Origin of the sequence: Bailinhaonella thermotolerans (assembly GCF_003594875.1) — a bacterium.
In the GTDB taxonomy this organism is placed as follows: Bacteria; Actinomycetota; Actinomycetes; order Streptosporangiales; family Streptosporangiaceae; genus Bailinhaonella; species Bailinhaonella thermotolerans.
Window position 1 is genome coordinate 139,068 of record NZ_QZEY01000021.1, and the last position, 20,999, is coordinate 160,066.

The 20,999-nt window shown below is 73.8% G+C and carries 16 protein-coding genes and 1 tRNA gene; 7 read left to right on the forward strand and 10 right to left on the reverse strand.

From position 1 onward, the window contains the following. Both D5H75_RS35140 and D5H75_RS35145 read right to left on the reverse strand, forming a co-directional pair. Positions 1-258 (reverse strand): DUF6504 family protein, encoded by a 258-nt coding sequence (locus D5H75_RS35140; protein ID WP_119930906.1) that lies wholly within the window; start codon positions 256-258, stop codon positions 1-3. Positions 259-506: 248 nt separating this feature from the next. Beyond that, positions 507-2,108 (reverse strand): DHA2 family efflux MFS transporter permease subunit, encoded by a 1,602-nt coding sequence (locus tag D5H75_RS35145; protein ID WP_119930907.1) that lies wholly within the window; start codon positions 2,106-2,108, stop codon positions 507-509. 141 nt (positions 2,109-2,249) lie between these two features. On the opposite strand from D5H75_RS35145, the gene D5H75_RS35150 reads away from it, so the two are divergent. Continuing rightward, positions 2,250-2,897 (forward strand): TetR/AcrR family transcriptional regulator, encoded by a 648-nt coding sequence (locus D5H75_RS35150; protein WP_202638803.1) that lies wholly within the window; start codon positions 2,250-2,252, stop codon positions 2,895-2,897. Between the two features lie 232 nt (positions 2,898-3,129). On the opposite strand, the gene cobN is transcribed toward D5H75_RS35150, so the two are convergent. Then, a complete protein-coding gene (gene cobN, locus D5H75_RS35155) occupies positions 3,130-6,744 on the reverse strand; it encodes a cobaltochelatase subunit CobN (RefSeq protein ID WP_202638804.1) in 3,615 nt (1,204 codons plus the stop codon). 311 nt (positions 6,745-7,055) lie between these two features. On the opposite strand from cobN, the gene D5H75_RS35160 reads away from it, so the two are divergent. Continuing rightward, a complete protein-coding gene (locus D5H75_RS35160) occupies positions 7,056-7,877 on the forward strand; it encodes a patatin-like phospholipase family protein (RefSeq protein WP_119930938.1) in 822 nt (273 codons plus the stop codon). 160 nt (positions 7,878-8,037) lie between these two features. Here D5H75_RS35160 and D5H75_RS35165 read toward each other — a convergent pair whose 3' ends face one another. Further along, positions 8,038-9,699, reverse strand: coding sequence for an FAD-dependent oxidoreductase (locus D5H75_RS35165; RefSeq protein WP_119930910.1), 1,662 nt, complete (start codon positions 9,697-9,699; stop codon positions 8,038-8,040). Positions 9,700-9,770: 71 nt separating this feature from the next. Between D5H75_RS35165 and D5H75_RS35170 the strand changes: the two genes are divergently transcribed. Together D5H75_RS35170 and D5H75_RS35175 are read left to right on the forward strand one after the other, a co-directional pair. Further along, entirely contained in the window at positions 9,771-10,319 is a 549-nt protein-coding gene (locus tag D5H75_RS35170; protein WP_119930911.1) for a TetR/AcrR family transcriptional regulator, read from the forward strand. Between the two features lie 151 nt (positions 10,320-10,470). Beyond that, complete coding sequence (locus D5H75_RS35175; RefSeq protein ID WP_119930912.1) at positions 10,471-11,190, forward strand: hypothetical protein; 720 nt, start codon at positions 10,471-10,473, stop codon at positions 11,188-11,190. A gap of 100 nt (positions 11,191-11,290) precedes the next feature. Here D5H75_RS35175 and D5H75_RS35180 read toward each other — a convergent pair whose 3' ends face one another. From D5H75_RS35180 to D5H75_RS35205, 6 genes are all read right to left on the reverse strand, one after another. Further along, positions 11,291-12,781 (reverse strand): cobyric acid synthase, encoded by a 1,491-nt coding sequence (locus D5H75_RS35180; RefSeq protein WP_119930939.1) that lies wholly within the window; start codon positions 12,779-12,781, stop codon positions 11,291-11,293. Positions 12,782-12,783: 2 nt separating this feature from the next. Further along, complete coding sequence (locus D5H75_RS35185) at positions 12,784-13,899, reverse strand: cobalamin biosynthesis protein (RefSeq protein ID WP_119930913.1); 1,116 nt, start codon at positions 13,897-13,899, stop codon at positions 12,784-12,786. Further along, the gene (locus tag D5H75_RS35190) at positions 13,886-14,665 is read right to left on the reverse strand and encodes a phosphotransferase (protein ID WP_242454696.1); all 780 of its coding nucleotides are present in this window, start codon (positions 14,663-14,665) and stop codon (positions 13,886-13,888) included. Before D5H75_RS35190 ends, D5H75_RS35185 begins: the two co-directional genes overlap by 14 nt. Before the next feature lie 218 nt (positions 14,666-14,883). Next, positions 14,884-15,660 carry an ABC transporter permease gene (locus D5H75_RS35195; RefSeq protein ID WP_202638805.1) on the reverse strand — a complete coding sequence of 259 codons (777 nt, stop codon included), beginning with the start codon at positions 15,658-15,660 and terminating at the stop codon, positions 14,884-14,886. Beyond that, the gene (locus tag D5H75_RS35200; protein ID WP_119930915.1) at positions 15,657-16,643 is read right to left on the reverse strand and encodes an ATP-binding cassette domain-containing protein; all 987 of its coding nucleotides are present in this window, start codon (positions 16,641-16,643) and stop codon (positions 15,657-15,659) included. Before D5H75_RS35200 ends, D5H75_RS35195 begins: the two co-directional genes overlap by 4 nt. A 288-nt stretch (positions 16,644-16,931) precedes the next feature. Next, complete coding sequence (locus tag D5H75_RS35205; protein ID WP_119930916.1) at positions 16,932-17,528, reverse strand: PadR family transcriptional regulator; 597 nt, start codon at positions 17,526-17,528, stop codon at positions 16,932-16,934. Positions 17,529-17,832: 304 nt separating this feature from the next. Here D5H75_RS35205 and D5H75_RS35210 point away from each other — a divergent pair, with 304 nt between their 5' ends. The 3 genes from D5H75_RS35210 to D5H75_RS35220 all read left to right on the forward strand — a co-directional run bounded on the left by D5H75_RS35210 (position 17,833) and on the right by D5H75_RS35220 (position 20,982). Further along, complete coding sequence (locus tag D5H75_RS35210) at positions 17,833-18,798, forward strand: aldo/keto reductase (protein ID WP_119930917.1); 966 nt, start codon at positions 17,833-17,835, stop codon at positions 18,796-18,798. A gap of 284 nt (positions 18,799-19,082) precedes the next feature. Further along, entirely contained in the window at positions 19,083-20,783 is a 1,701-nt protein-coding gene (ctaD, locus tag D5H75_RS35215; RefSeq protein ID WP_119930918.1) for an aa3-type cytochrome oxidase subunit I, read from the forward strand. A gap of 125 nt (positions 20,784-20,908) precedes the next feature. Next, a tRNA-Arg gene (locus D5H75_RS35220) sits at positions 20,909-20,982 on the forward strand. Positions 20,983-20,999 lie beyond the last annotated feature (17 nt).

The window sequence follows — 20,999 nt, forward strand, 5'->3', positions numbered from 1 at the left end:
TCAGTCCCAGGCGCGCAGCAGCAGCCAGCCCTGGCTGGCGGTGTCGTAGCGCAGCTCGTAGACGCCGATCTCGCGGTCGGGGGTGGCCTCCACGCGCCAGAACCTGCGCTCGCCCGGATCGGTCTCGGACGTCCTCCACCACTCCCGGGACCTCACCCAGTGATCGAGCACGCGGCGGACGACGTAGACCCGGTCGCGCCAGACGAACCTGATCGGCTGCCCCTCGCGCGTCCACACCTCGATGGGATCTCCGTACATCCTGCTCAACGTCTTCTCCCGGCGATCTATACGATCTCTGTGTGCCCAGGGCCACCCGGGGGAAGAACAGGTAGCGTCGTCTTCGTTCGAACATACGTTCCCACAAGATCGAACAAAAGTACTAATCGCATACCTGACCAAATCTTTACAAAACGCAACGATCGCCGCACTTCGGACAGGCGAAGTGCGGCGACCGCTGGATTCCGGCTCCGGCACGGCTCACGCGGGCCGCGCCGGATCGCGACGTGTCAGATGTGGACCTGGACGGCGTCCTCGCTCTTGCGGCCGGCCTTGACGATCAGGCCGAGCGCGGCGGCGACCACGGCGACGACCGTGCTCACCGTGAAGGCCAGGTGCAGACCGTCCATGAAGGACAGGTGCGCGGCCTTGGTGATCAGCTCGGCGACCGGGGCCGGCAGGTTCATCTGCGGCGTGATCGGGGCGATGCCCATGGAGACCGGCTGCTTCATGGCCTCGATCTGCTCCGGCGGGGGCGCCGGGAGCTTCAGCGCGGTGAAGTGGCCGGGCAGCACGTCGCCGACCTTGCTCGCCATGACCGCGCCGAGCACCGCCGTGCCGAGCGAGCCGCCGACCTGCATGGCCGACTGCTGGAGGCCGCCGGCGACGCCGCTCAGCTCGGGCGCCGCGTTGCCCACGATGATCTCGGTCGCGCCGACCATGACCGGGGAGAGGCCGAAGGCCAGCAGCACGAACGGCAGCGCGGTCTGGCCGTACCCCGCGTCGATGTCCAGGCGCGAGAGCAGGAACATCGCGGTCGCGGTGATCAGCATGCCGCCCGCGATCGGGATCTTGGGGCCGAGCTTGCCGATGAGGAAGCCGGCCAGCGGCGAGGCGACGATCATGCCCGCGCTCATCGGCATCATGCGCAGGCCCGACTCCAGCGGCGACAGCCCGTGCACGTTCTGCAGGAAGAACGTGAGGAAGAACATCGCGCCGAACATCGAGAACGCGACCAGCACCATCAGCACGGTGCCGATGGACAGGGACGCCGAGCGGAACAGGCCGAGGGGCAGCAGCGGCTCCTTGGCGAACATCTGCCAGACCACGAACAGCACGGTCAGCACCAGCGCGCCGGCGAAGAAGCCCAGCGTGGCACCGTCGGCCCAGCCCCACTCGGGCGCCTTGATGATCGCCCAGATCAGGCAGAACATCGCGCCGGAGAGCAGGATCACGCCGGGGATGTCGATCCGCGAGAGCAGGCCCGCCTTGCTCTCCTTGAGCACCCAGATGCCCACCGCGAACGCGATCAGGCCGACCGGGACGTTGATGTAGAACACCGACTGCCAGCTCACGTGCTCGACGAGCAGGCCGCCCACGATCGGGCCGGCCGCGCTGGACACGCCGATCGCGGCGCCCCAGATGCCGATGGCCATGTTGAGCTTCTCGGCCGGGAACGCGGTGCGCAGCAGGGCGAGGGCGGCGGGCTGGAGCAGCGCGCCGAACAGGCCCTGCAGCACGCGGAACGCGATCAGCCAGCCGACGCCGCTGGACAGGCCGATGGCGAGCGAGGTGAGCGCGAAGCCCGCGATGCCGACCATGAACACGGCCTTGTGCCCGAACAGGTCGCCGAGCTTGCCGGCGGTGATCAGGAACACGGCGAGCGCGAGCAGGTAACCGCTGGTGACCCACTGCAGCTCCTGGATGCTGGCGCCGAGGTCGGCGGCGATCGCCGGGTTGGCGATGGCCACGACGGTGCCGTCGAGCATCACCATGATCACGCCCAGCGCGACCGCCAGCAGGGTCAGCCACGGGTGCCCGTGGCCGCGCCGTCCGGCGGGCTCCTTCGGCGGCTGGGGCGCGCCCAGCGTGGCTGCTGGCGCTTGAGACATCGGAAGTCCCCCTCAAGTCAATACAAAGCAGGCAACAGGGGCCACGGTAGTGACAGCGACTGACAAAACACAAATCATTAAGTTCCGGCAGTTGCTGACATGTGGCACACTCTGAACGAAGTGCGACGAGGAGGTGTCCAGATGGCGACGGCCGCGCCCGGCCTGCGCGAGCGCAAGAAGCGGCGGACCCGCATCGCGCTCATCGACGCGGCGCTGGACCTCTTCCTCGCCCACGGCTACGAGGCCACGACCATCGACCAGATCGTCGCGGCCGTGGAGGTGTCGCAGCGCACCTTCTTCCGCTACTTCAGCAACAAGGAGGAGGTCGCGCTCTCTGTTCCCATCGAGGTGGAACAGAATTTCCTTCGGGCCGTCCGCGAGCGGCCCGTGCACGAGGCCCCGTTCGACGTCCTCGTCGGCGCCGTCCGCGGCGCCATGCGCTCCATCGAGGGCGAGGGCCCCGAGGAGCGCGAGCGCTTCCTCAAGTCGCACGAGCTGATCGAGCGCACCCCCGTCCTCCTGGCCGGCAACGTCCGCCGGTCCATGGAGACGGAGAAGCTCATCGTCGCCGAGATCGCCCGCCGCCGCGGCCTGGACCCCGCCGCGGACCGCCGGCCCCACATGATCGTCTCGCTCTTCATGGGCGTCCTCCGCGGCACCGTCGACTTCTGCTTCGGCCCCGACGCCCATCTCGGCGGCCCCCCGACCCTCCAGTCCCTCGCCACCGCGCTGGAGGAGGGCATCGCCTTCGCCCGGGCCTCCCTGCGCCCCGGCTGGGACCGCATCTGACCCCGTTCCCCGTACGGCCCGCGCCGGCCTCCCCTTTCCCGTACGGCCGGCGCCGGCCGCCCCCGCCGTACGGCCCGCGCCGGCCGTACCGGAAAGGGGGCGAGCGGTGAGCCGGGGCGGTCGGGGCTCGCGGGCGGCCCCGGCGAGCGCGACGCCGAGGACGGGGTGGCGCGGCACGGGCGCGGGACTCCGGACCCGCCGCCGGCGAGCGGGCGGGCCGGGAGCGGGGCGCCTACTCGCCGGCCTCCAGGTCGCCTTCGAGGTCGAGGTAGGTCTGGCGGAGGGACTTCAGGGTCTCGGGGTCGGGGTTCCGCCACAGGGCGCGGTCGGCGGCCTCCAGGAGGCGTTCGGTGATGCCGCGGAGGGCCCAGGGGTTGGACTTCTCCATGAAGGCGCGGTTCTCGGGGTCGAAGACGTACTCGGCGGCGAGCTTCTCGTACATCCAGTCGTCCACCACGCCGGCGGTGGCGTCGTAGCCGAAGAGGTAGTCCACGGTGGCGGCGAGCTCGAAGGCGCCCTTGTAACCGTGCCGGCGCATGGCGGCGATCCACCGGGGGTTCACCACGCGGGCGCGGAAGACCCGGTGGGTCTCCTCGGCGAGGGTCCGCGTCCGCACCTGGTCGGGCACCGCCGAGTCGCCGACGTACGCCGCCGGGTCGGCGCCCGTGAGCGCGCGGACCATGGCGACCATGCCGCCGTGGTACTGGAAGTAGTCGTCGGAGTCGACGATGTCGTGCTCGCGGGTGTCCTGGTTCTTCGCGGCCACCGAGATGCGGCGGAAGGCCGCCTCCATGTCGGCGCGGGCCTCGCGGCCGTCCAGGCCCCGGCCGTAGGCGTAGCCGCCCCAGACGGCGTAGACCTCGGCCAGGTCGGCGTCGTCGCGCCAGTTGCGGGCGTCGATGAGCGGGAGCAGGCCCGCGCCGTACGCGCCGGGCTTGGAGCCGAAGATGCGGGTGGTGGCGCGCCGCCAGTCGCCGTGGTCCTCCGCGTCCCGCAGGGCGTGGGCGCGGACGTGGTTGCCCGGCTCGTCCAGCTCGGCCACCGCCCGGATCGCGTCGTCGATCAGCGCGATGACGTGGGGGAACGCGTCGCGGAAGAAGCCGGAGATGCGCAGGGTGACGTCGATGCGGGGACGGCCCAGCTCCTCCGCCGGGACGATCTCGAACCCGGTCACGCGGCGGGAGGCGTCGTCCCAGACCGGGCGGCAGCCGATCAGGGCCAGGACCTCGGCGATGTCGTCGCCCTGGGTGCGCATGGCGCTCGTGCCCCAGACGGTGAGGCCGACGGAGCGGGGGTACTCCCCGGTGTCGGCCAGGTGCCGGGCGATGAGCGAGTCGGCCAGCGCCGCGCCGACGTCCCAGGCGTTGCGGGACGGGATGGCCTTGGGGTCCACCGAGTAGAAGTTGCGGCCGGTCGGCAGGACGTTGACCAGGCCCCGGGTGGGCGAGCCCGACGGGCCCGCCGGGACGTAGCCGCCGTCGAGGGCGTGCAGGACCGAGTCGATCTCGCCGGCGGTGGCCTCCAGGCGCGGGACCACCTCGTCCGCCGCGAACTCCAGCACCCGCGTCACGTCCGGCACGTCCTCGCCGAGCACGTCGCGGGTCACGCGGGCGGCCGTGCGCGGGTCCCAGTCGCCCACGTCCATCGCGACGACCAGCCTGCGGGCCAGCTCCTCCAGCTCGTCCACGAGGTCGGAGTTGCGCCGCCGCGCGCCGGAGCCGGAGTCGCCGGCGAGGGCGCCCGGGTCGGCGAGGAGGGCCTTCTCGTCCCAGCCGCGCGAGGCGGCGACGGCGGCGCGCAGGCCGGGGAGGGCGCCGGCGCGGCCGCCCCAGACCTGGGAGGCGCGGAGCACGGCGAGGACCAGGTTGACCCGGGCCTCTCCGGCGGGGGCCTGGCCGAGGATGTGCAGCCCGTCGCGGATCTGGACGTCCTTGATCTCGCAGAGGTAGCCGTCCACGTGGAGCAGGAAGTCGTCGAAGTCCGCGGGCTCCTCCTCCACGTGCAGGTCGTGGTGGAGCTGCGCCGCCTTGATCAGCGTCCAGATCTGGGCGCGCACGGCGGGCAGCTTGGCGGGGTCGAGCGCCTGGACGGTGGCGTACTCGTCGAGGAGCTGCTCCAGCTTGGCCAGGTCGCCGTAGGAGTCGGCGCGGGCCATCGGCGGGACCAGGTGGTCCACGACGGTGGCGTGGCCGCGCCGCTTGGCCTGCGTGCCCTCGCCCGGGTCGTTCACGATGAACGGGTAGACCAGCGGCAGGGGCCCGAGCACGGCGTCGGGCGCGCACCCGGCGGACAGGCCCAGGCCCTTGCCGGGCAGCCACTCCAGGGTGCCGTGCTTGCCCAGGTGGATCACCGCGTCGGCCCCGAAGGTCCGGTCGAGCCAGCGGTAGGCGGCCAGGTAGTGGTGGGACGGTGGCAGGTCCGGGTCGTGGTAGATCGCGACCGGGTTCTCGCCGAACCCCCGCGGCGGCTGGATCATCAGCACGACGTTGCCGAACCGCAGCGATGCGAGGACGATGTCGTCGCCGTCCACGTAGAGCGAGCCCGGCGGCTCCCCCCAGTGCTCGGTCATCGCGGCCCGCAGCGGCTCCGGCAGCGTCGCGAACCACTCCCGGTAGTCGGCCAGCGGCACCCGCGCCTGGGCGTCCCTGAGCTGGTCCTCGGTCAGCCACTCCACGTCGTGCCCGCCCGCCGCGATCAGCGCGTGGATCAGCGAGTCGCCGTCCTCGGGGTATCCGCCGACGGTGTACCCCGCCTCGCGCAGGGCGTCCAGCAGGAGTACGGCGGACGCGGGCGTGTCCAGCCCCACCGCGTTCCCGACCCGGGCGTGCTTGGTGGGGTAGGAGGACAGGACCAGGCCGATCCTCTTGTCGGCGTTCGGCCGGTGCCGCAGGCGGGCGTGGCGTACGGCCGTGGCGGCGACCCGCCGGGCCCGCTCGGGGTCCGCCACGTAGACCGGGATGCCGTCGGGGCCGTTCTCCTTGAACGAGAACGGCACGGAGATCAGCCGCCCGTCGAACTCCGGGATCGCCACCTGCATCGCCGCGTCCATGGGGGTCAACGCCGCGTCCGACTCCTCCCACGCGCGGCGGGAGGAGGTCAGGCACAGGCCCTGGATCACCGGGACGTCCAGCTCGGCCAGCGCGCCGGCGTCCCAGGCGTCCTCGTCGCCGCCCGCGCTCGCGCCCGCGGCCACGCTCCCGCCGCCGGCGAGCACGGTCGCGACCAGCGCGTCGGCCGCGCCCAGCAGGCCGAGCAGCCCGGGGTCGGCCCCGCGCAGCGATCCGCAGTAGACCGGGAGGGCGTTCGCGCCCTCGGCCTCGACCGCCTCCGCCAGCGCCTCGACGAACCCGGTGTTCCCGGAGAGCTCGTGCGCCCGGTAGTAGACGATCCCCACGGTCGGCCGCCCCGGCTCCCGGACGCGCTCGCGCACGCCGTACGCCGGCATGGTCTCGGGCGGGGCGAAGCCCTCCCCGGTGAGCAGCACGGTGTCGGACAGGAAGCGCCGCAGCTCGCGGAGGTTGCCCACGCCGCCCTCGCGGAGGTAGCCGAGAGCCTCGGCGGCCACGCCGGCGGGGACGGTGGACAGGGCCATCAGCTCGGCGTCGGGGTCGGCCTCGCCGCCCAGCGCGACCAGCGGGACCCCGCTCGCGCGCAGCGCCTCGACGCCCTCCGGCCAGGTCTTCACCCCGCCCAGCAGCCGCAGCACCACCACGTCGGCGCCCGCGGCCAGCGAGGACGCCTCGTCCGGGCCCGTCCGGGCCGGGTTGGCCACGGCGTATCCCCCGGCCGCGCGCGCGGCGAGCAGCTCCGTGTCGGCGGTGGACAGCAACAGAACGCGCGCGGCCACGGACGCCCCTCCCCGATCGACAACGAACCGCTCGAATCGTAACGCTCCCGGCCCGGCCGGACGCCGCCCGGACTCCCGCCGCCCGGGCCACGGCGGACCGCCCGCCGCCGGAGGATCGCCCCGGAAGACGACCCCGAGGACGGCCCGGCGCCGGTCTCGGGGGCGGCCGTGGGGCGGCCCTGGGGCGGCCCTGGGGCGGGCACATCCAGTGAACATCCCGGCACCGGCAGTTCCCGTCGTCGCGGGGCGGCGGGCGGGGGCATTGCCGGGTCCCCGGGGCCTGCTTAGTGTGACGGCAGGGGGTGGGCCTGATGGCGCGTCCGGAGATCGCCTTCGTGTTCGGCGGCGGGGGCCTGCTGGGCGCGCACGCCGCCGGCATGCTGCGGGCGCTGAACGAGGCCGGGGTCAAGGCCGACCTGGTGATCGGGTCGTCGGTGGGCGCGATCAGCGGGGCGTTCGCCGCGGCGGACCCGGCCATGGCGGTGGAGCGGCTCGACCGGTTCTGGCGGGCCGGGATCGTACGGCGGGCCTACTCCTCGGCCGCGCCGGGACGCCCGCCCTGGTGGCCGGCCGCGCCCCGGTCGAACTCCGGGCTGCGGCGGCTGCTGCGCGCGTTCCTGCCGGTCCGGCGGATCGAGGAGCTGGCGGTGCCGTACCGCTGCGTGGCCTCGTGCGTGGAGACGGCCTCGGCCCGCTGGTTCGCGCGGGGGGAGCTGGCGCCCGCGGTGCTGGCGTCGGCGGCGGTGCCGGGGCTGCTGCCGCCGGTCGAGGCGGGCGGCGAGCACCTCGTGGACGGCGGGCTGGTCGAGGCGCTGCCCGTCCGCGAGGCGGTACGGCTGGGCGCCCGGACCGTCTACGCGCTGCACGCGCCCCGGATCGAGCGGGGGCTGACCCCGCCGGTCCGGCCGGGGGAGACGGCGCTCGTGGCGTACGAGATCGCGCGGCGGCACCGGGCCGCGGCGGAGGTCGCGGAGGTCGGCGCGGCGCGCCCTGACGTGGCCGTCCACGTCCTCCCGTGCGACGTCGGGCACGCCGCGCCGCCGTCGCATTACCGAGATCTCGTGTCGGGCTGCGTGGAACGGGCATATCACGCGTCGAGCGCCTACCTCGCCGAGCACGAGCACGCACGCTGACACGGACATCGCACGAGGCAGGCGCCCGCGAGCCGGCGGCCGGGCACCGGGAGGCGCGCTCCCGGCACCCGGCCGTCCGCCCGCCGCGCCCGGCGGGGACGTGGCGCGCGGAGCCCGCCCGCGAAGGGCCGTCCAGGCGGGACGGTCGAGGCGGGACCGTCTAGGCGGGGTCGTTCGCGGCGCGGCTGTCGGCGCCGCGGCTGTCGGCGCCGCGGTTGTCGGCGATGTGGTTGGCGGCGACGTATCCGAAGGTCATCGCGGGGCCGATGGTGGCGCCGGGACCGGGGTACGTCTCACCCATGACGGCCGCCGAGCAGTTGCCCGCGGCGTACAGGCCCTCGATCGCCGAGCCGTCCTCGCGCAGGACGCGGGCGTGCTCGTCGGTGACCAGGCCGCCCTTGGTGCCGATGTCGCCGGGGACGACCGGGACCGCGTAGAACGGGGCCTTGACCATCGGCAGCAGGTTGGGGTTGGGCAGCGTCGGGTCGCCGTAGTACCGGTCGTACGCGCTGTCGCCGCGGCCGAACTCCTCGTCCACGCCCCGCCGCGCGAACGCGTTGAACCGCTCGAACTGCGCCTTGAGGTTCCCCGCCGGCACGCCGATCAGCGCGGCCAGCTCCTCGACGGTGCGCGCCCTCTTGACGAACGTCCGCCACCGCTTGGGGAACGGCTGGCCCGGGAAGAGCCCGAGGAACAGGTACCGCGACTTGGCCCGCGCGTCGAGGATCATCCACGCCTTCGGGGTCCCGGTGGCGTACATCGTGTCCACGAACTCGTGGTACGGCACGGCCTCGTTGACGAAGCGCTCACCGCGCTCGTTGACGATCATCATGCCGGGGATGCCGCGGTCGGCGACCAGGAAGAACGGCCGCTCCCCCGGCGGGACGACGCTCGGCGCGCCCCACACCCGGTCCATCAGGTCCAGCGCCGCGCCCGCCTTCAGGCCCGCCTCGATGACGTCGCCGGTCTGGCCCTCGGCGGCCGAGCTCCAGCGCTTGTCGGTGGGCTTGGGCAGGTAGCGCTCGCGCATCTCCTGGCTGGAGGAGAACCCTCCGGCGGCCAGGATCACGCCGTGCCGCGCCCGGATGCGCTCGCCCGCCGCGACGACGCCGGTGACCCGGCCGTCCTCGATGACCAGCTCCTCCAGCGGCGCGTTGAGCCTCAGCTCCGCGCCCGCCTCGGCCAGCGACAGCCGCATCCGCGCGATCAGCGCCTCGCCGAGGGAGAGGTACCGCGCGCCGGTGAGCAGCGCGCGCACCGCCCGCAGGCCCACCTTGAGCGAGGTGCGCTTCCCGATCCAGGTGCGGGTGATCATGTTCAGCTTGTGGAACTCGTAGGAGTTGATGGTCAGCCCGTACGTCGGGAGACCGGCGCGGCGCATGCGCGCGAACTCCGGGCCGAGCCTCTTGCCGTCGAACACGACGGGCTCGGCCGACCGCCCCTCCGGACGCCCGCCCGGGCGCTCGGGGTAGTAGTCGGAGTAGCCGGGGGTGTACTCGAACCGCACGTGGCGCGTCTTCTCGTGCATGAACCGGACCATCTCCGGCCCCTGGTCGAGGTAGGCGTCCTTGCGCGCGGCCGGGACCCGGTCGCCCACGGTCGCGTCGAGGTACCTGCGGGCCTCCTCGCGGCTGTCCGGCGGCAGGCAGAGGTTGCCCGGCACCCAGATGGCGCCGCCGGAGAGCGCGGTGGAACCTCCGTACTTGCCGGTCTTCTCCAGAACGAGCGCGGAGAGCCCACGGTGCCGGGCGGTGATCGCGGCGGCCATCCCGGCCGCCCCCGAACCGACAACGACGACGTCGTAGCTGCTGTCCCAGCCCATCGCCGCCTCACTTCCCTGAGTTGTCACTGTCTCACGGCGAGACACGTTTGTCTCACCTAAGATAACTGGTGATGAGCATCACCGATTCCCGCCCGGGCGACGGCGTCCGCGAGCGGATCCTGCGCGCCGCCGCCTCGGCGCTGCGCTCCCACGAACGCGCGGGCATGGCGGAGATCGCCACCGCGGCGGGCGTGGGCCGCGCCACCCTCTACCGGCACTTCGCCAGCCGCGAGGACCTCCTCGTCGAGCTGGGCCGCTTCTCCGCGGCCGAATGCGTGCGCGCCCTGGAGGCCGCCCGGCTCGACGCCGTGCCGGTCCCCGAGGCGGTCGCCCGCGCCAACCGGGCGGTCCTGTCCGTCGGGCGCGCCTACTGGGTCGTCAGCGTCCATGCCCCGGACCTGTGGCCGGAGGAGCGCGCCGTCGGCGACCGCCTGGACCTCCTCGCCCGGCGCGGCCAGGAGGACGGCGTGCTGCGCCGCGACATCCCCGCCGACCACCTCGGCGCCCTCCACGGCAGCCTCATCGTCGGCGCCCTCACCTACGAGCCCCTGATCGCCCTGGGCGTCGAGGAGGCCGCGGACACCATCACCAAGCTCTACCTCTCCGGCGCCGCCGCCTGACCGGGCCGTACGGCGGGAGCGTGACTGACCGGGCCGTACGGCGGGAGCGCGCGGCGGCCGTACGGCGAGCGGAGGACGGCGACCCCCGGGCGCGCGGGGTCCGGCGTGAATCCGGGGTGCGGGGCCGGGGCGCGGCGCCGATAATGACCGGATGCCCGATCGGAGCGCGAGCTGGGACGCGGCGCTGGGGCGCCTGTACGACGTGTTCGCGCGGGTGCCGAGGCCCGCGCGGGTCCCCGGGTGCCCGCACTGCGCCGGGCCCGGCGAGGACCGCCGCCTGCTCGACGGGCCGGTCGCGGCGATCGGCGCCGGGGACCTGGCGCGATACGCCGCCAAGGCCCTGACCACCTGGGGCGGCGAGGCCGAGTTCCGGTACTTCCTGCCGCGGCTGCTCGAATGCGCGGCGGCGGACGCGTTCGGCTACCCGGACCCCGAGATCGTCTTCGGCAGGCTGGCGGCGGCCGGATGGGCGGAGTGGCCGGGCGAGGAGCGCGCGGCCGTCACCGCGTTCCTGGACGCCTGGTGGGACGAGACTCTGCGGCGGCACCCGTCCTCGCCGGGGATCGGCACGGTGCTGTGCTCCCTGGCCGCGACCGGCCTGGACCTCGGTCCCCGCCTGCGTGCCCTGCGCCCGCTCGCCACCGAGGCGGCGATCGCGCACCTGCACGACCTCGCGACGGAGGAGCTGTCCGGCGGACGGCTCACGAACCCCTTCTGGGACCGCTCCTCGCCCGGCCACGCCGTGGTGCTCGCCTGGCTGACGGGCGGGCCCGCCGCCGAGGCCGCCGAGGCCGCATTCGCCCGCGAGACCCGGGAGCCCGTGCTGGAACTCCTCGCGGCCGCCCGCCCCCACCTCGGCCCCGGCGCCTGACCCCGCGCGCCCGCCGCCGCGTGCCGAGGCCGCACTGCCGGGCTCAGGCCGGGCGGCTGGCTCAGGCCGGGCGGCTGGCGCGGGCCGGGCGCGGCCGTGGTCAGGCGGGGGCGCCAGGCGGGACGAAGGGGAGGCCGGGCGGGGGGCCGGACTCGGCGAGGCGGAGGATCGCGGCGGTGTCGAGGTGCCGCTCGACCAGGTCGGCGAGGGCGTCCAGGCGGGCCTCGCGGAGCGCGCGGAAGGAGACGTCCGGGGCGGGGGTGAAGTCGCGGCCGGCCAGCGCCGCCACCTCGCGGAGGAAGGCGCGGCGGAAACCGTCGTTCTCGAAGGCGCCGTGCCAGGTCGTGCCCCAGACCGAGCCCTCCCGGCAACCGTCGAGGAAGGGCTCCGCGCCCGGGTCGCGGGTCACCAGGCCGTGGTGGATCTCGTAGGCCGCCACCGGCCGGCCGTACGCCACGCCCTCGGGCCGGGCCAGCGTCTTCTCCCGCGCGAACTCGACGTCGGCCGGGAGCAGCCCCAGGCCCTCGACCAGGCCCGCGCCGGATTCGACCTCGTCGCGGATCGTCCTGGCGAGCATCTGGTAGCCGCCGCAGACGCCCAGGACCGGGCGCCCGGCCTTGGCGCGCTCGGCGATCGCCAGGTCGAGGCCGCGCCCCCGGAGCCAGGCCAGGTCGGAGACCGTGGCGCGGGAGCCGGGGAGGACCGCGAGGTCGGCGTCGTCCAGTTCGCCGGGCGAGGTCACGTAGCGCACGACCACGCCGGGCTCGCTCGCCAGCGCGTCCACGTCGGTGAAGTTGGAGACGCGCGGCAGCCGCACGACCGCCACGCGCAGGGTCTGCCCGCCGTACGGCGCGAGCGCCACGGGGTCGGCGAGGCCGAGGGAGTCCTCGACGTCCATGCCCGGCACGTCCGCCCAGGGCAGCACGCCGAGCACCGGCCGGCCGGTCAGCGAGCGCAGCATGTCCAGGCCCGGTTCGAGCAGTTCGGGCGCGCCCCGGAACTTGTTGATCACGAACCCGGCGACGAGCGCCTGGTCCTCCGCCGACAGCAGCGCGAGCGTGCCGAACAGCGACGCGAACACCCCGCCCCTGTCGATGTCGCCCACCACCAGCACCGGCAGGCCCGCCGCCCGGGCCAGGCCCATGTTGGCGATGTCGCCCGCCCGCAGGTTGATCTCCGCCGGGCTGCCCGCGCCCTCGCACACCACCACGTCGTACTCCGCGCGCAGCCGGCCCAGCGACTCCAGGGCGATCGCGCGCAGCCGGTCGCGGTACGCGCCGTACCCCACCGCGTCCACGTCGGCGAGCGGCTTCCCGAGCACCACGACCTGGCTGCGCCGGTCGCTCCCCGGCTTCAGCAGGATCGGGTTCATGTCGGCGGACGGCTCGATCCCGGCGGCCGCTGCCTGCATCGCCTGCGCCCGCCCGATCTCGGCCCCGTCGGCGGTCACGAACGAGTTCAGCGACATGTTCTGCGCCTTGAACGGCGCGACCCGCACCCCGCGCCGCGCCAGCCACCGGCACAACCCCGCCGTGATCACGCTCTTGCCCGCGTCGCTGGTGGTGCCCGCGACGAGCAGCGCCCCGCGCACGCTCACGCCCCGCCCCTCCTCGGCGCGCGTACGGCGGCGCGCGCCTCTCGTGATCGCAGTACGGCCGCGCCCGCCGCCAGGGCCGTCGCGGCGGCGGAGACCGCGCGCGCCAGCCGTACGGTGCGGCGGATGTCGGCGACCCCGGGGCGGGGTCCTTCGCCCAGCTCGGGGCGGTGCTCGGTGCGCCCGGCGTAGACGTTGGTCCCGCCCAGGCGCACGCCCAGGGCCCCCGCGAACGCGGCCTCGCAGCGGCCCGCGTTGGGGCTCGGATGGCGGTGCCCGTCGCGCCGGAGGACGGCGAGCGCCCGCCGCGCCGACCCGCCCGCGAGCGGGGCCGCCAGCGCGGCGAGCACGCCGGTGATCCGCGCGGGCGCGAGGTTGGCGAGGTCGTCCAGGCGGGCCGAGGCCCACCCGAAACGTTCGTACCGCGCCGACCGGTGCCCGACCATCGCGTCCAGCGTGTTGACCGCCCGGTAGGCGACCAGCCCCGGCACCCCGGCGACGGCCCCCCAGAACAGGGGCGCGACCACGGCGTCGGAGGTGTTCTCCGCGACCGACTCCACGGTCGCGCGCGCCAGCTCCTCGGGCCCGAGCTTCGAGGGGTCCCTGCCGCACAGGTGCGGCAGCCGTTCGCGCGCCGCCGCGAGGTCCCCGCGTTCCAGCGCCTCCGCCATGGCCAGGGCCTCGCGGGACAGCGAGGCGCCGCCGACGACGGCCCAGGTCGCGGCGGCGACGGCCGCCACCTCCCCGAACCCGGACCCGAGCCCGCCGCGGTCCCCGCGCGTGGGCCGGTCCCCGCGCGCGGGTTCAGAGGGGAGGCCGCCGGTCCGCCGCGTGCCGTGGGAGCGGGTGACGGCGGCCGCCGCGAGGGCGGGGGCGGCGACGGCGATCAGCGTGAAGAGCGCGCCGCGGGCGCGGGAGTCGGCGTGGACGCGCCGTTCCAGCGCCGAGACGGCGGTGCCGTACAGCGCGACGGGATGCCCGCGGCGGGGGTCGCCCAGGACGGCGTCGAGGGCCATGCCGGCGACCAGCCCCAGCGCCCGGGACGGGCGAAACGCAAGGGACGGGGCCTGCGCGCCGGTCGCGGGCGGCACCCCGGGGAGGTCAGAGGGCGGCATCGAGGCGGTCCCGGTTGCGGTCGAACCAGTCGAGGGCGCGCAGGATGCGGTCGCCCGCCCCGTCGGCCCACATGCGGGCCCACGCCCCGCCGAGGACGTCGGCGCGCTCGCGCATCGCCTCGTAGGACCGCTCGAAGCGCAGCCGCACCAGGTCGAGCAGCCTGGAACGGTCCTCCAGGCCGTACGCGTCGCAGAACAGGCGCAGCCGGGGCCCGACGTAGGTGAAGCGCTGGGCGGCGTCGCGGTCGGCGGGGTGCGCGATCGGGGCCCAGTGCCGCAGGGTCGTGACCACGTCGAACAGGCGCGTGGTGGGCCGGGCCATGTCGAAGTCGATCAGCGCGTACGGCGACCCGCCCCGGAAGACGACGTTCTCGGGGGTGACGTCGCAGTGCCCGATCAGCTCGGGGGCGGCGTCGTCGTTCGAGGCGACCTTCTCCCACACCGCGCCCTCGGGCGGCGTGAACCCGGCCACCACGTCGTGGTAGCGCCGCAGCAGCCGCGCCAGCTCCGCCAGCGCCTCGTCGGAGGCCGCGAACGCGGGCATGGGCCGCAGCGCCGTCACGCCGGGCACGTAGGTGAGGATCTCGCGCCCGCGCTCGTCGAACCCCAGCACCCGGGGCGCGCCCTCGAAGCCCGCCTCCTCCAGATGCCGCAGCAGCGCGTGCACGGCGGGAGTGGACTCCCGCACGGGCCGCCGCACGGTGTCCCCGACCCGCACCACGCCCTCGGTCACATCCCCGCCCCCAAGCGGAATCTCCCCAGGCACCCGGACGAACATAAGGGTTCACCCTAAACGCTCATTCCTACCCCGCGGTCCACGCCCCCACACCCCGCGCCCCTGTCTCTTTCCGTCCCGTTTCCCACCCCGGGCATCGCCCCAGCTCAGCGCCGTGGGCGCGGACCGGCGGCGGCGTACGGCTCCCGCCCGGGCGGGGCGGGAGCCGTACGGGATCAGACGGACCGCCGGGCGGGAGCCGTACGAGATCAGACGGACCGCTGGTAGGCGCGGAAGGCGCGGGTGGCCAGGAAGCCGAGCACCAGGGACAGCGCCGCCAGCCAGGCCAGGCGGAGCAGGACGGCCCGCCAGTCGGGGGCCGCGGACAGGGCCTCGCGGGAGGCGGTGACGGCCCAGTCCACCGGGTTGACCGCGGAGGCGGCCCGGATCCACCCGGGGGCGGCGTCCGGGGCCATGAACGCCGACGAGGTGAACGTCAGCGGCAGCGCCAGGAACTGCGACGCGCCGATCAGCGACTCGCGGGTGCGCACCAGCAGCGCCAGGGCGTTCGACAGCGAGCTGAACGCCGCCGTCAGCAGCACCACCGCCGCGAGCGTGACCGCCACCCCGGCCGCTCCCCCGGCGTACGACGCGCCGAGGGCCAGGCCCATGACGAAGATCGCGAGCGCCTGGACCACGCCGCTGCACGCCTGGTACGCCAGCGTCCCGACCATGAACGCGCCCCGGCGCGCCGGCGTCGTCAGCAGCCGGTCCAGAATGCCCCGGCCCATGTCGTCGATGAACGCCATCCCGGCCCACCCGGCGGAGAAGACCACGGTCATGACGACCACGCCCGGGACGAGATAGGCGATGTAGGACCCGCCGCCGAACCCGGGCAGCTCGGCGACCCGCTCGAAGAGCCGCCCGAACAGCAGCAGCCAGACGAGGGGCTGCACGAGCGAGACGACCAGGAAGGCGGGCTGCCGCGCCATCGCGCGGAGCCCCCGCATCGTGAAGTGCCCGGAATGGACCGCGAGGGCCTTCACGCCGCCACCTCCTCACGCGCGTGCCCGGGAGCGGACGCCTCGCCGAAGGTCCGGCCCGTGTGCCGCAGGTACACGTCGTCCAGCGACGGCCGCGACACGCGCACCGACGCCACCCGCACCCCGGCCGCGTCGAGCGCCGCGAGCACGTGCGGCACCGCCGAGGCGCCGTCGTCGGCGCGCGTGTGCAGCGCCCGCCCGGCCGCCACCACGTCCCGCACGGCCCCGACCCGCGCGATCGCGGCGAGCGCCGCCTCGACCGAGCCGGTCCCGTCGAGGTCCACGTGGACGGCGTCGCCCCGCAGCTCGCTCTTGAGCTCGTCCGGGGAGCCCTCGGCCACGACGCGGCCCCGGTCCACGATCGCCAGGCGCGCGGCCAGCCTGTCCGCCTCGTCCAGGTAGTGGGTGGTGAGCAGGATCGTCAGCCCCTCGTGCGCGGCGAGCCGGGCGATCTCCGTCCACAGGTCCGCCCGCGCCTCCGGGTCCAGCCCGGTCGTGGGCTCGTCCAGGAACAGCACGCGCGGCCGGTGGACGAGGCCCATGGCCACGTCGAGCCTGCGCTGCATGCCCCCGGAGTACGTCCGGGCCGGGCGCCCTGCCGCCTCGGCCAGCCCGAACCGCGCCAGCAGCTCGTCCGCGCGGCTCCTCAGCTCGCGCCGGGGCATGCCGTACAGCGCGCCCTGGAGCAGCAGGTTCTCCCGGCCGGTGGCCATGGGGTCCACGCTGACCTTCTGCGTGACGCAGCCGATGGCCCGCCGTACCCGCCCGGGGTGGCGCAGCACGTCCTCTCCCGCCACCAGCGCCGACCCGGCGTCCGGGCGGGCGAGGGTGGTGAGGATCTTGACGGTGGTGGACTTGCCCGCGCCGTTCGGCCCGAGCAGCCCGAAGACGGTCCCGGCCGGGACCTCGAAGGACAGGCCGTCGACGGCCGTGACCTTCCCGTAGCGCTTGACCAGGTCCCTGACCTGGACGGCCCTTGATGACATGTGAACCTCCGTGTTGCCGGAGGTCCCGCCCGGGCACGTAGGCTTGACGTGCGAACGGAGCGTCTCGCGCCCGCGCGGGACCGCTTCTGCGCCCCGGCCCGGTGTTGCAGCACCGGCCGGGGCCTCTTTCATTTCCTGTGCGGCGTCACACCGCTCCCGTACGGCGTCACACCGCTCCTGTACGGCGTCACACCGCTCCCGTACGGCGTCACGCCACGGCCGGCCGGGCCGCGCCGTGCGCGCCGGCCGGAGTCGTGGGGGCTCCGCGCGACCGCGGGAGCCCGGTCCTCATCCACGGTCGCGCTCCTCGTGGAGCCGCCGCCACAGGGCCAGGTCCTCGAAGGTGCCGTCCCGGATCTCCTTGACCAGCCCGTCGATCCAGTCGCGCTCGGCCCGCAGCAGCACCTGGTGGTACTCCGACTCGATCAGGAAGGCGCGGGACATGTCCAGCTTGCGGAGCATGGACTCGATCGTGTGCAGGGTGAGCGTCAGCCGTTCCCGGCGCTGCTCCAGGAGGGTGACGACGGTGTCCGGCGGGAGCAGGCCCATGAGCGAGAGCGCGGCCTCGAAGGAGGTGTACTCCTTGACCGGCACGCCGATCAGCTCGCTCAGCCAGCTCTGCATCTCCAGCTCGCCGGGCTCGGTGAGCGCGTACACCGTGCGCTCGGGGCGGCGGCCCTCCCGCGTGACCTCCTGCGGCTCGATCAGGCCGTGCTTCTCCAGCGACTGCACGACGGTGTAGAGCGAGCCGTAATTGATCTTGATGGAGTGCTCCTTGCCGCGTTCGCGCAGCGTGGTCGCCATCTCGTAGGGGTGCATGGGCCGTTCCCACAGCAGCCCGAGCACGGCGAGCGCGAGCGGATTGCCCCGTTTGCGTGCGACCATCCGCGCCTCCCAAGCGACTCCGGTCCGGCCTCCTCGGCCCCGAATACTCTGAGCCGAGTATTCGCCTCCGGATGTCCTTCGTCAACCCCACTCCCGCCGTACGGCCCGCCTCCGGGCCCGAGGGGCGTACGGCGGGGCCGCGCACTCCCTTGGCGTACGGCGGGGGGCCACGCGCCTCCCTGGCGTACGGCGTGAGGCGCGGGCTCCCGGCGTACGGCGTGAGGCGCGGGCTCCCGGGGCGTACGGGATCGGCGGGGCGCGGGGCGGATGCGCGGACGGGGGACGGACCCGGTAGAACGGCTTCATGCGTTATCAGCGACTTGGCAAGACCGGCATGAAGGTCTCCCGGATCTGTCTCGGGATGATGAGCTACGGGGACAAGGCCTGGCGGGACTGGGTCCTCGACGAGGCGGCGGCCGAGCCCTTCGTCCGGCTCGCCGCCGAGGCCGGGATCAACTTCTTCGACACCGCCGACATGTACTCCGACGGCGTGAGCGAGGAGATCACCGGGCGGCTGCTGCCCAAGTTCTTCCCGCGGCGCGAGGACTACGTGCTGGCGACCAAGGTGTTCTGGCCCACCGGCAGCGGGCCCAACGACCAGGGGCTGTCGCGCAAGCACGTCATGGCCTCGATCGACGCCTCGCTGCGGCGGCTCGGCACCGACCACGTGGACCTGTACCAGATCCACCGGTGGGACGACCACACGCCCATCGAGGAGACCATGGAGGCCCTCCACGACATCGTGCGCGCGGGCAAGGCGCGCTACATCGGCGCGTCCTCGATGTACGCCTGGCAGTTCGCCAAGGCCCAGCACGTCGCCGAGGTGAACGGCTGGACGAGGTTCGTGTCGATGCAGAACCACTACAACCTGATCTACCGCGAGGAGGAGCGGGAGATGATCCCTCTCTGCCTCGACCAGGGCGTGGGCCTGCTGCCGTGGAGCCCGCTCGCCCGCGGCCTGCTCGCGCGCCCCGCCGGGGAGCGCACCACCCGCCGCGAGTCCGACGGCATGATCGACTGGTGGTACGCCACGGCCGAGCCGGCGATCTTCGACCGCGTCGGCGAGCTGGCGGAGAAGCGCGGGGTGTCCCGGGCGCGGATCGGCCTGGCGTGGGTCCTGGCCAAGCCGGGCGTGACCGCCCCGATCGTCGGCGCGACCAAGCCGCATCACCTGGAGGAGGCGATCGCGGCGACCGAGCTGGAGCTCACGCCGGAGGAGATCGCCTACCTGGAGGAGCCCTACAAGCCCCAGGCCGTCCAGGGCCACTGACCGGTCGTACGCCGGGGTCCCGCGCGCGCCGTCCCCCGGCGTACGGCGGGCGGAGGTGCGGCCGGGCTTTCCCGGAGGACGGAGCCGGGCCTTTCCGGGAGGACGCGGCCGGGCCTTCCGGGAGGGGCAAGCGGCCTCTCGGGAGGTGCGGTCGGCCTCGCAGGAGGGCGGCTGAGCCTTTCCGGGAGGACGCGGCCGGGCTTTCCCGGCGGGCGGTTGGGCCTTTGCAGGGGCGGGGGCCGGGGCGGATAGTTGAGGGCGGCGCGTTCTTTGGAGGTGCTGCCGTGGCGGCGACGATCCCGCGGACGACCAGGCCGGCCCCCACGCGCAAGGGCTCGATCCTCGCGTCGTGGCTGTCCAGCACGGACCACAAGGTGATCGGTCATCTCTACCTGATCACCTCGTTCGTGTTCTTCCTGCTCGCCGGCGTGATGGCGCTGGTGATCCGGGCGGAGCTGGCCTCGCCGGGGATGCAGTTCGTCAGCCGCGACCAGTACAACCAGCTCTTCACCGCCCACGGCACGGTGATGCTGCTGCTGTTCGCCACGCCGCTGTTCGCCGGCTTCGCCAACGAGATCATGCCGCTCCAGATCGGCGCGCCGGACGTCGCGTTCCCGCGGCTGAACATGTTCTCGTACTGGCTGTTCCTGTTCGGCGGGCTGATGGTCTTCGGCTCGTTCGTCACGCCCGACGGGGCGGCGAGCTTCGGCTGGACGGCGTACACACCGCTCTCGACGACCGTGGGCGAGCCCGGCATCGGCGGCGACCTGTGGATCATGGGGCTGGTGCTGTCAGGGCTCGGCACGATCCTGGGCGCCGTCAACTTCGTCACCACGATCATCGGGATGCGGGCGCCCGGGATGACGATGTTCCGGATGCCCATCTTCACCTGGAACACGCTGGTCACGTCGCTGCTCGTGCTGATGGCGTTCCCGGTGCTGGCGGCCACGCTGCTCATGCTGGAGTCCGACCGCAAGCTCGGGTCGCACATCTTCGACTCCGAGACCGGCGGGGCGATGATCTGGCAGCACCTGTTCTGGTTCTTCGGGCACCCCGAGGTCTACATCGTGGCGCTGCCGTTCTTCGGCATCATCACCGAGGTCATCCCGGTCTTCAGCCGCAAGCCGTTGTTCGGCTACACCGGCATGGTGGGGGCCACGATCCTCATCGCCGCGCTGTCCATGGCGGTGTGGGCGCACCACATGTTCGCCACCGGGCAGGTGCTCCTGCCGTTCTTCTCGTTCATGACGTTCCTGATCGCCGTGCCGACGGGCGTGAAGTTCTTCAACTGGATCGGCACGATGTGGCGGGGCCATCTCACGTTCGAGACGCCGATGCTGTTCGCGATCGGGTTCCTGGTGACCTTCCTGTTCGGCGGCCTGACCGGCATCATCCTGGCGTCGCCGCCGCTGGACTTCCCCGTCACCGACACCTACTTCGTGGTCGGCCACTTCCACTACGTGCTCTTCGGCACGGTCGTGTTCGCGATGTTCTCCGGCTTCTACTTCTGGTGGCCCAAGTGGACCGGCCAGATGCTCGACGACCGCGTCGGCAAGGTCCACTTCTGGACCCTCTTCGTCGGCTTCCACACGACGTTCCTGGTCCAGCACTGGGTGGGCGTCGAGGGCATGCCCCGCCGGTACGCCGACTACGGCCCGGACGACGGCTTCACCCTCCTCAACCAGATCAGCTCCGTCGGCGCCTTCCTCCTGGGCCTGTCCACCCTCCCCTTCCTCTGGAACGTCTGGCGCACCTGGCGCCGCGCCCCCAAGGTCCAGGTGGACGACCCCTGGGGCTACGGCGGCAGCCTGGAGTGGGCCACCTCCTGCCCCCCGCCCCGCCACAACTTCACCTCGCTCCCCCGCATCCGCAGCGACCGCCCCGCCTTCGACCTCCACTACCCCGCCGCCGCCCGCCGTACGGAGGGAACCGAGATCGACGCGGTCAAGGGCGAGGACCCGCCGGCCCGCGAAGCCGAACACTAGCTCGCGTTCTCCCCCCTCACCCGGCGAAGATCCGCGATACTGATCGCACCGCGACCCGCCCACCGAGACACGCAGGCCCCCTCGGATACCCCCACACTCCCCCGATCATGCACAATTAGGCGGGAGCGCCCTTAGCTCAGCTGGACAGAGCACCGGACTTCTAATCCGACGGTCGCAGGTTCGAATCCTGCAGGGCGCGCGATCACTGCCAGGGAA

Bases quoted from the DNA above. Each gene is read 5' to 3' on its own strand.
- D5H75_RS35140 (WP_119930906.1), bottom strand. From the start codon at position 258: ATGTACGGAGATCCCATCGAGGTGTGGACGCGCGAGGGGCAGCCGATC.
- D5H75_RS35145 (WP_119930907.1), bottom strand. From the start codon at position 2,108: ATGTCTCAAGCGCCAGCAGCCACGCTGGGCGCGCCCCAGCCGCCGAAG.
- D5H75_RS35150 (WP_202638803.1), top strand. From the start codon at position 2,250: ATGGCGACGGCCGCGCCCGGCCTGCGCGAGCGCAAGAAGCGGCGGACC.
- D5H75_RS35160 (WP_119930938.1), top strand. From the start codon at position 7,056: ATGGCGCGTCCGGAGATCGCCTTCGTGTTCGGCGGCGGGGGCCTGCTG.
- D5H75_RS35165 (WP_119930910.1), bottom strand. From the start codon at position 9,699: ATGGGCTGGGACAGCAGCTACGACGTCGTCGTTGTCGGTTCGGGGGCG.
- D5H75_RS35170 (WP_119930911.1), top strand. From the start codon at position 9,771: ATGAGCATCACCGATTCCCGCCCGGGCGACGGCGTCCGCGAGCGGATC.
- D5H75_RS35175 (WP_119930912.1), top strand. From the start codon at position 10,471: ATGCCCGATCGGAGCGCGAGCTGGGACGCGGCGCTGGGGCGCCTGTAC.
- D5H75_RS35185 (WP_119930913.1), bottom strand. From the start codon at position 13,899: ATGCCGCCCTCTGACCTCCCCGGGGTGCCGCCCGCGACCGGCGCGCAG.
- D5H75_RS35200 (WP_119930915.1), bottom strand. From the start codon at position 16,643: ATGTCATCAAGGGCCGTCCAGGTCAGGGACCTGGTCAAGCGCTACGGG.
- D5H75_RS35205 (WP_119930916.1), bottom strand. From the start codon at position 17,528: ATGGTCGCACGCAAACGGGGCAATCCGCTCGCGCTCGCCGTGCTCGGG.
- D5H75_RS35210 (WP_119930917.1), top strand. From the start codon at position 17,833: ATGCGTTATCAGCGACTTGGCAAGACCGGCATGAAGGTCTCCCGGATC.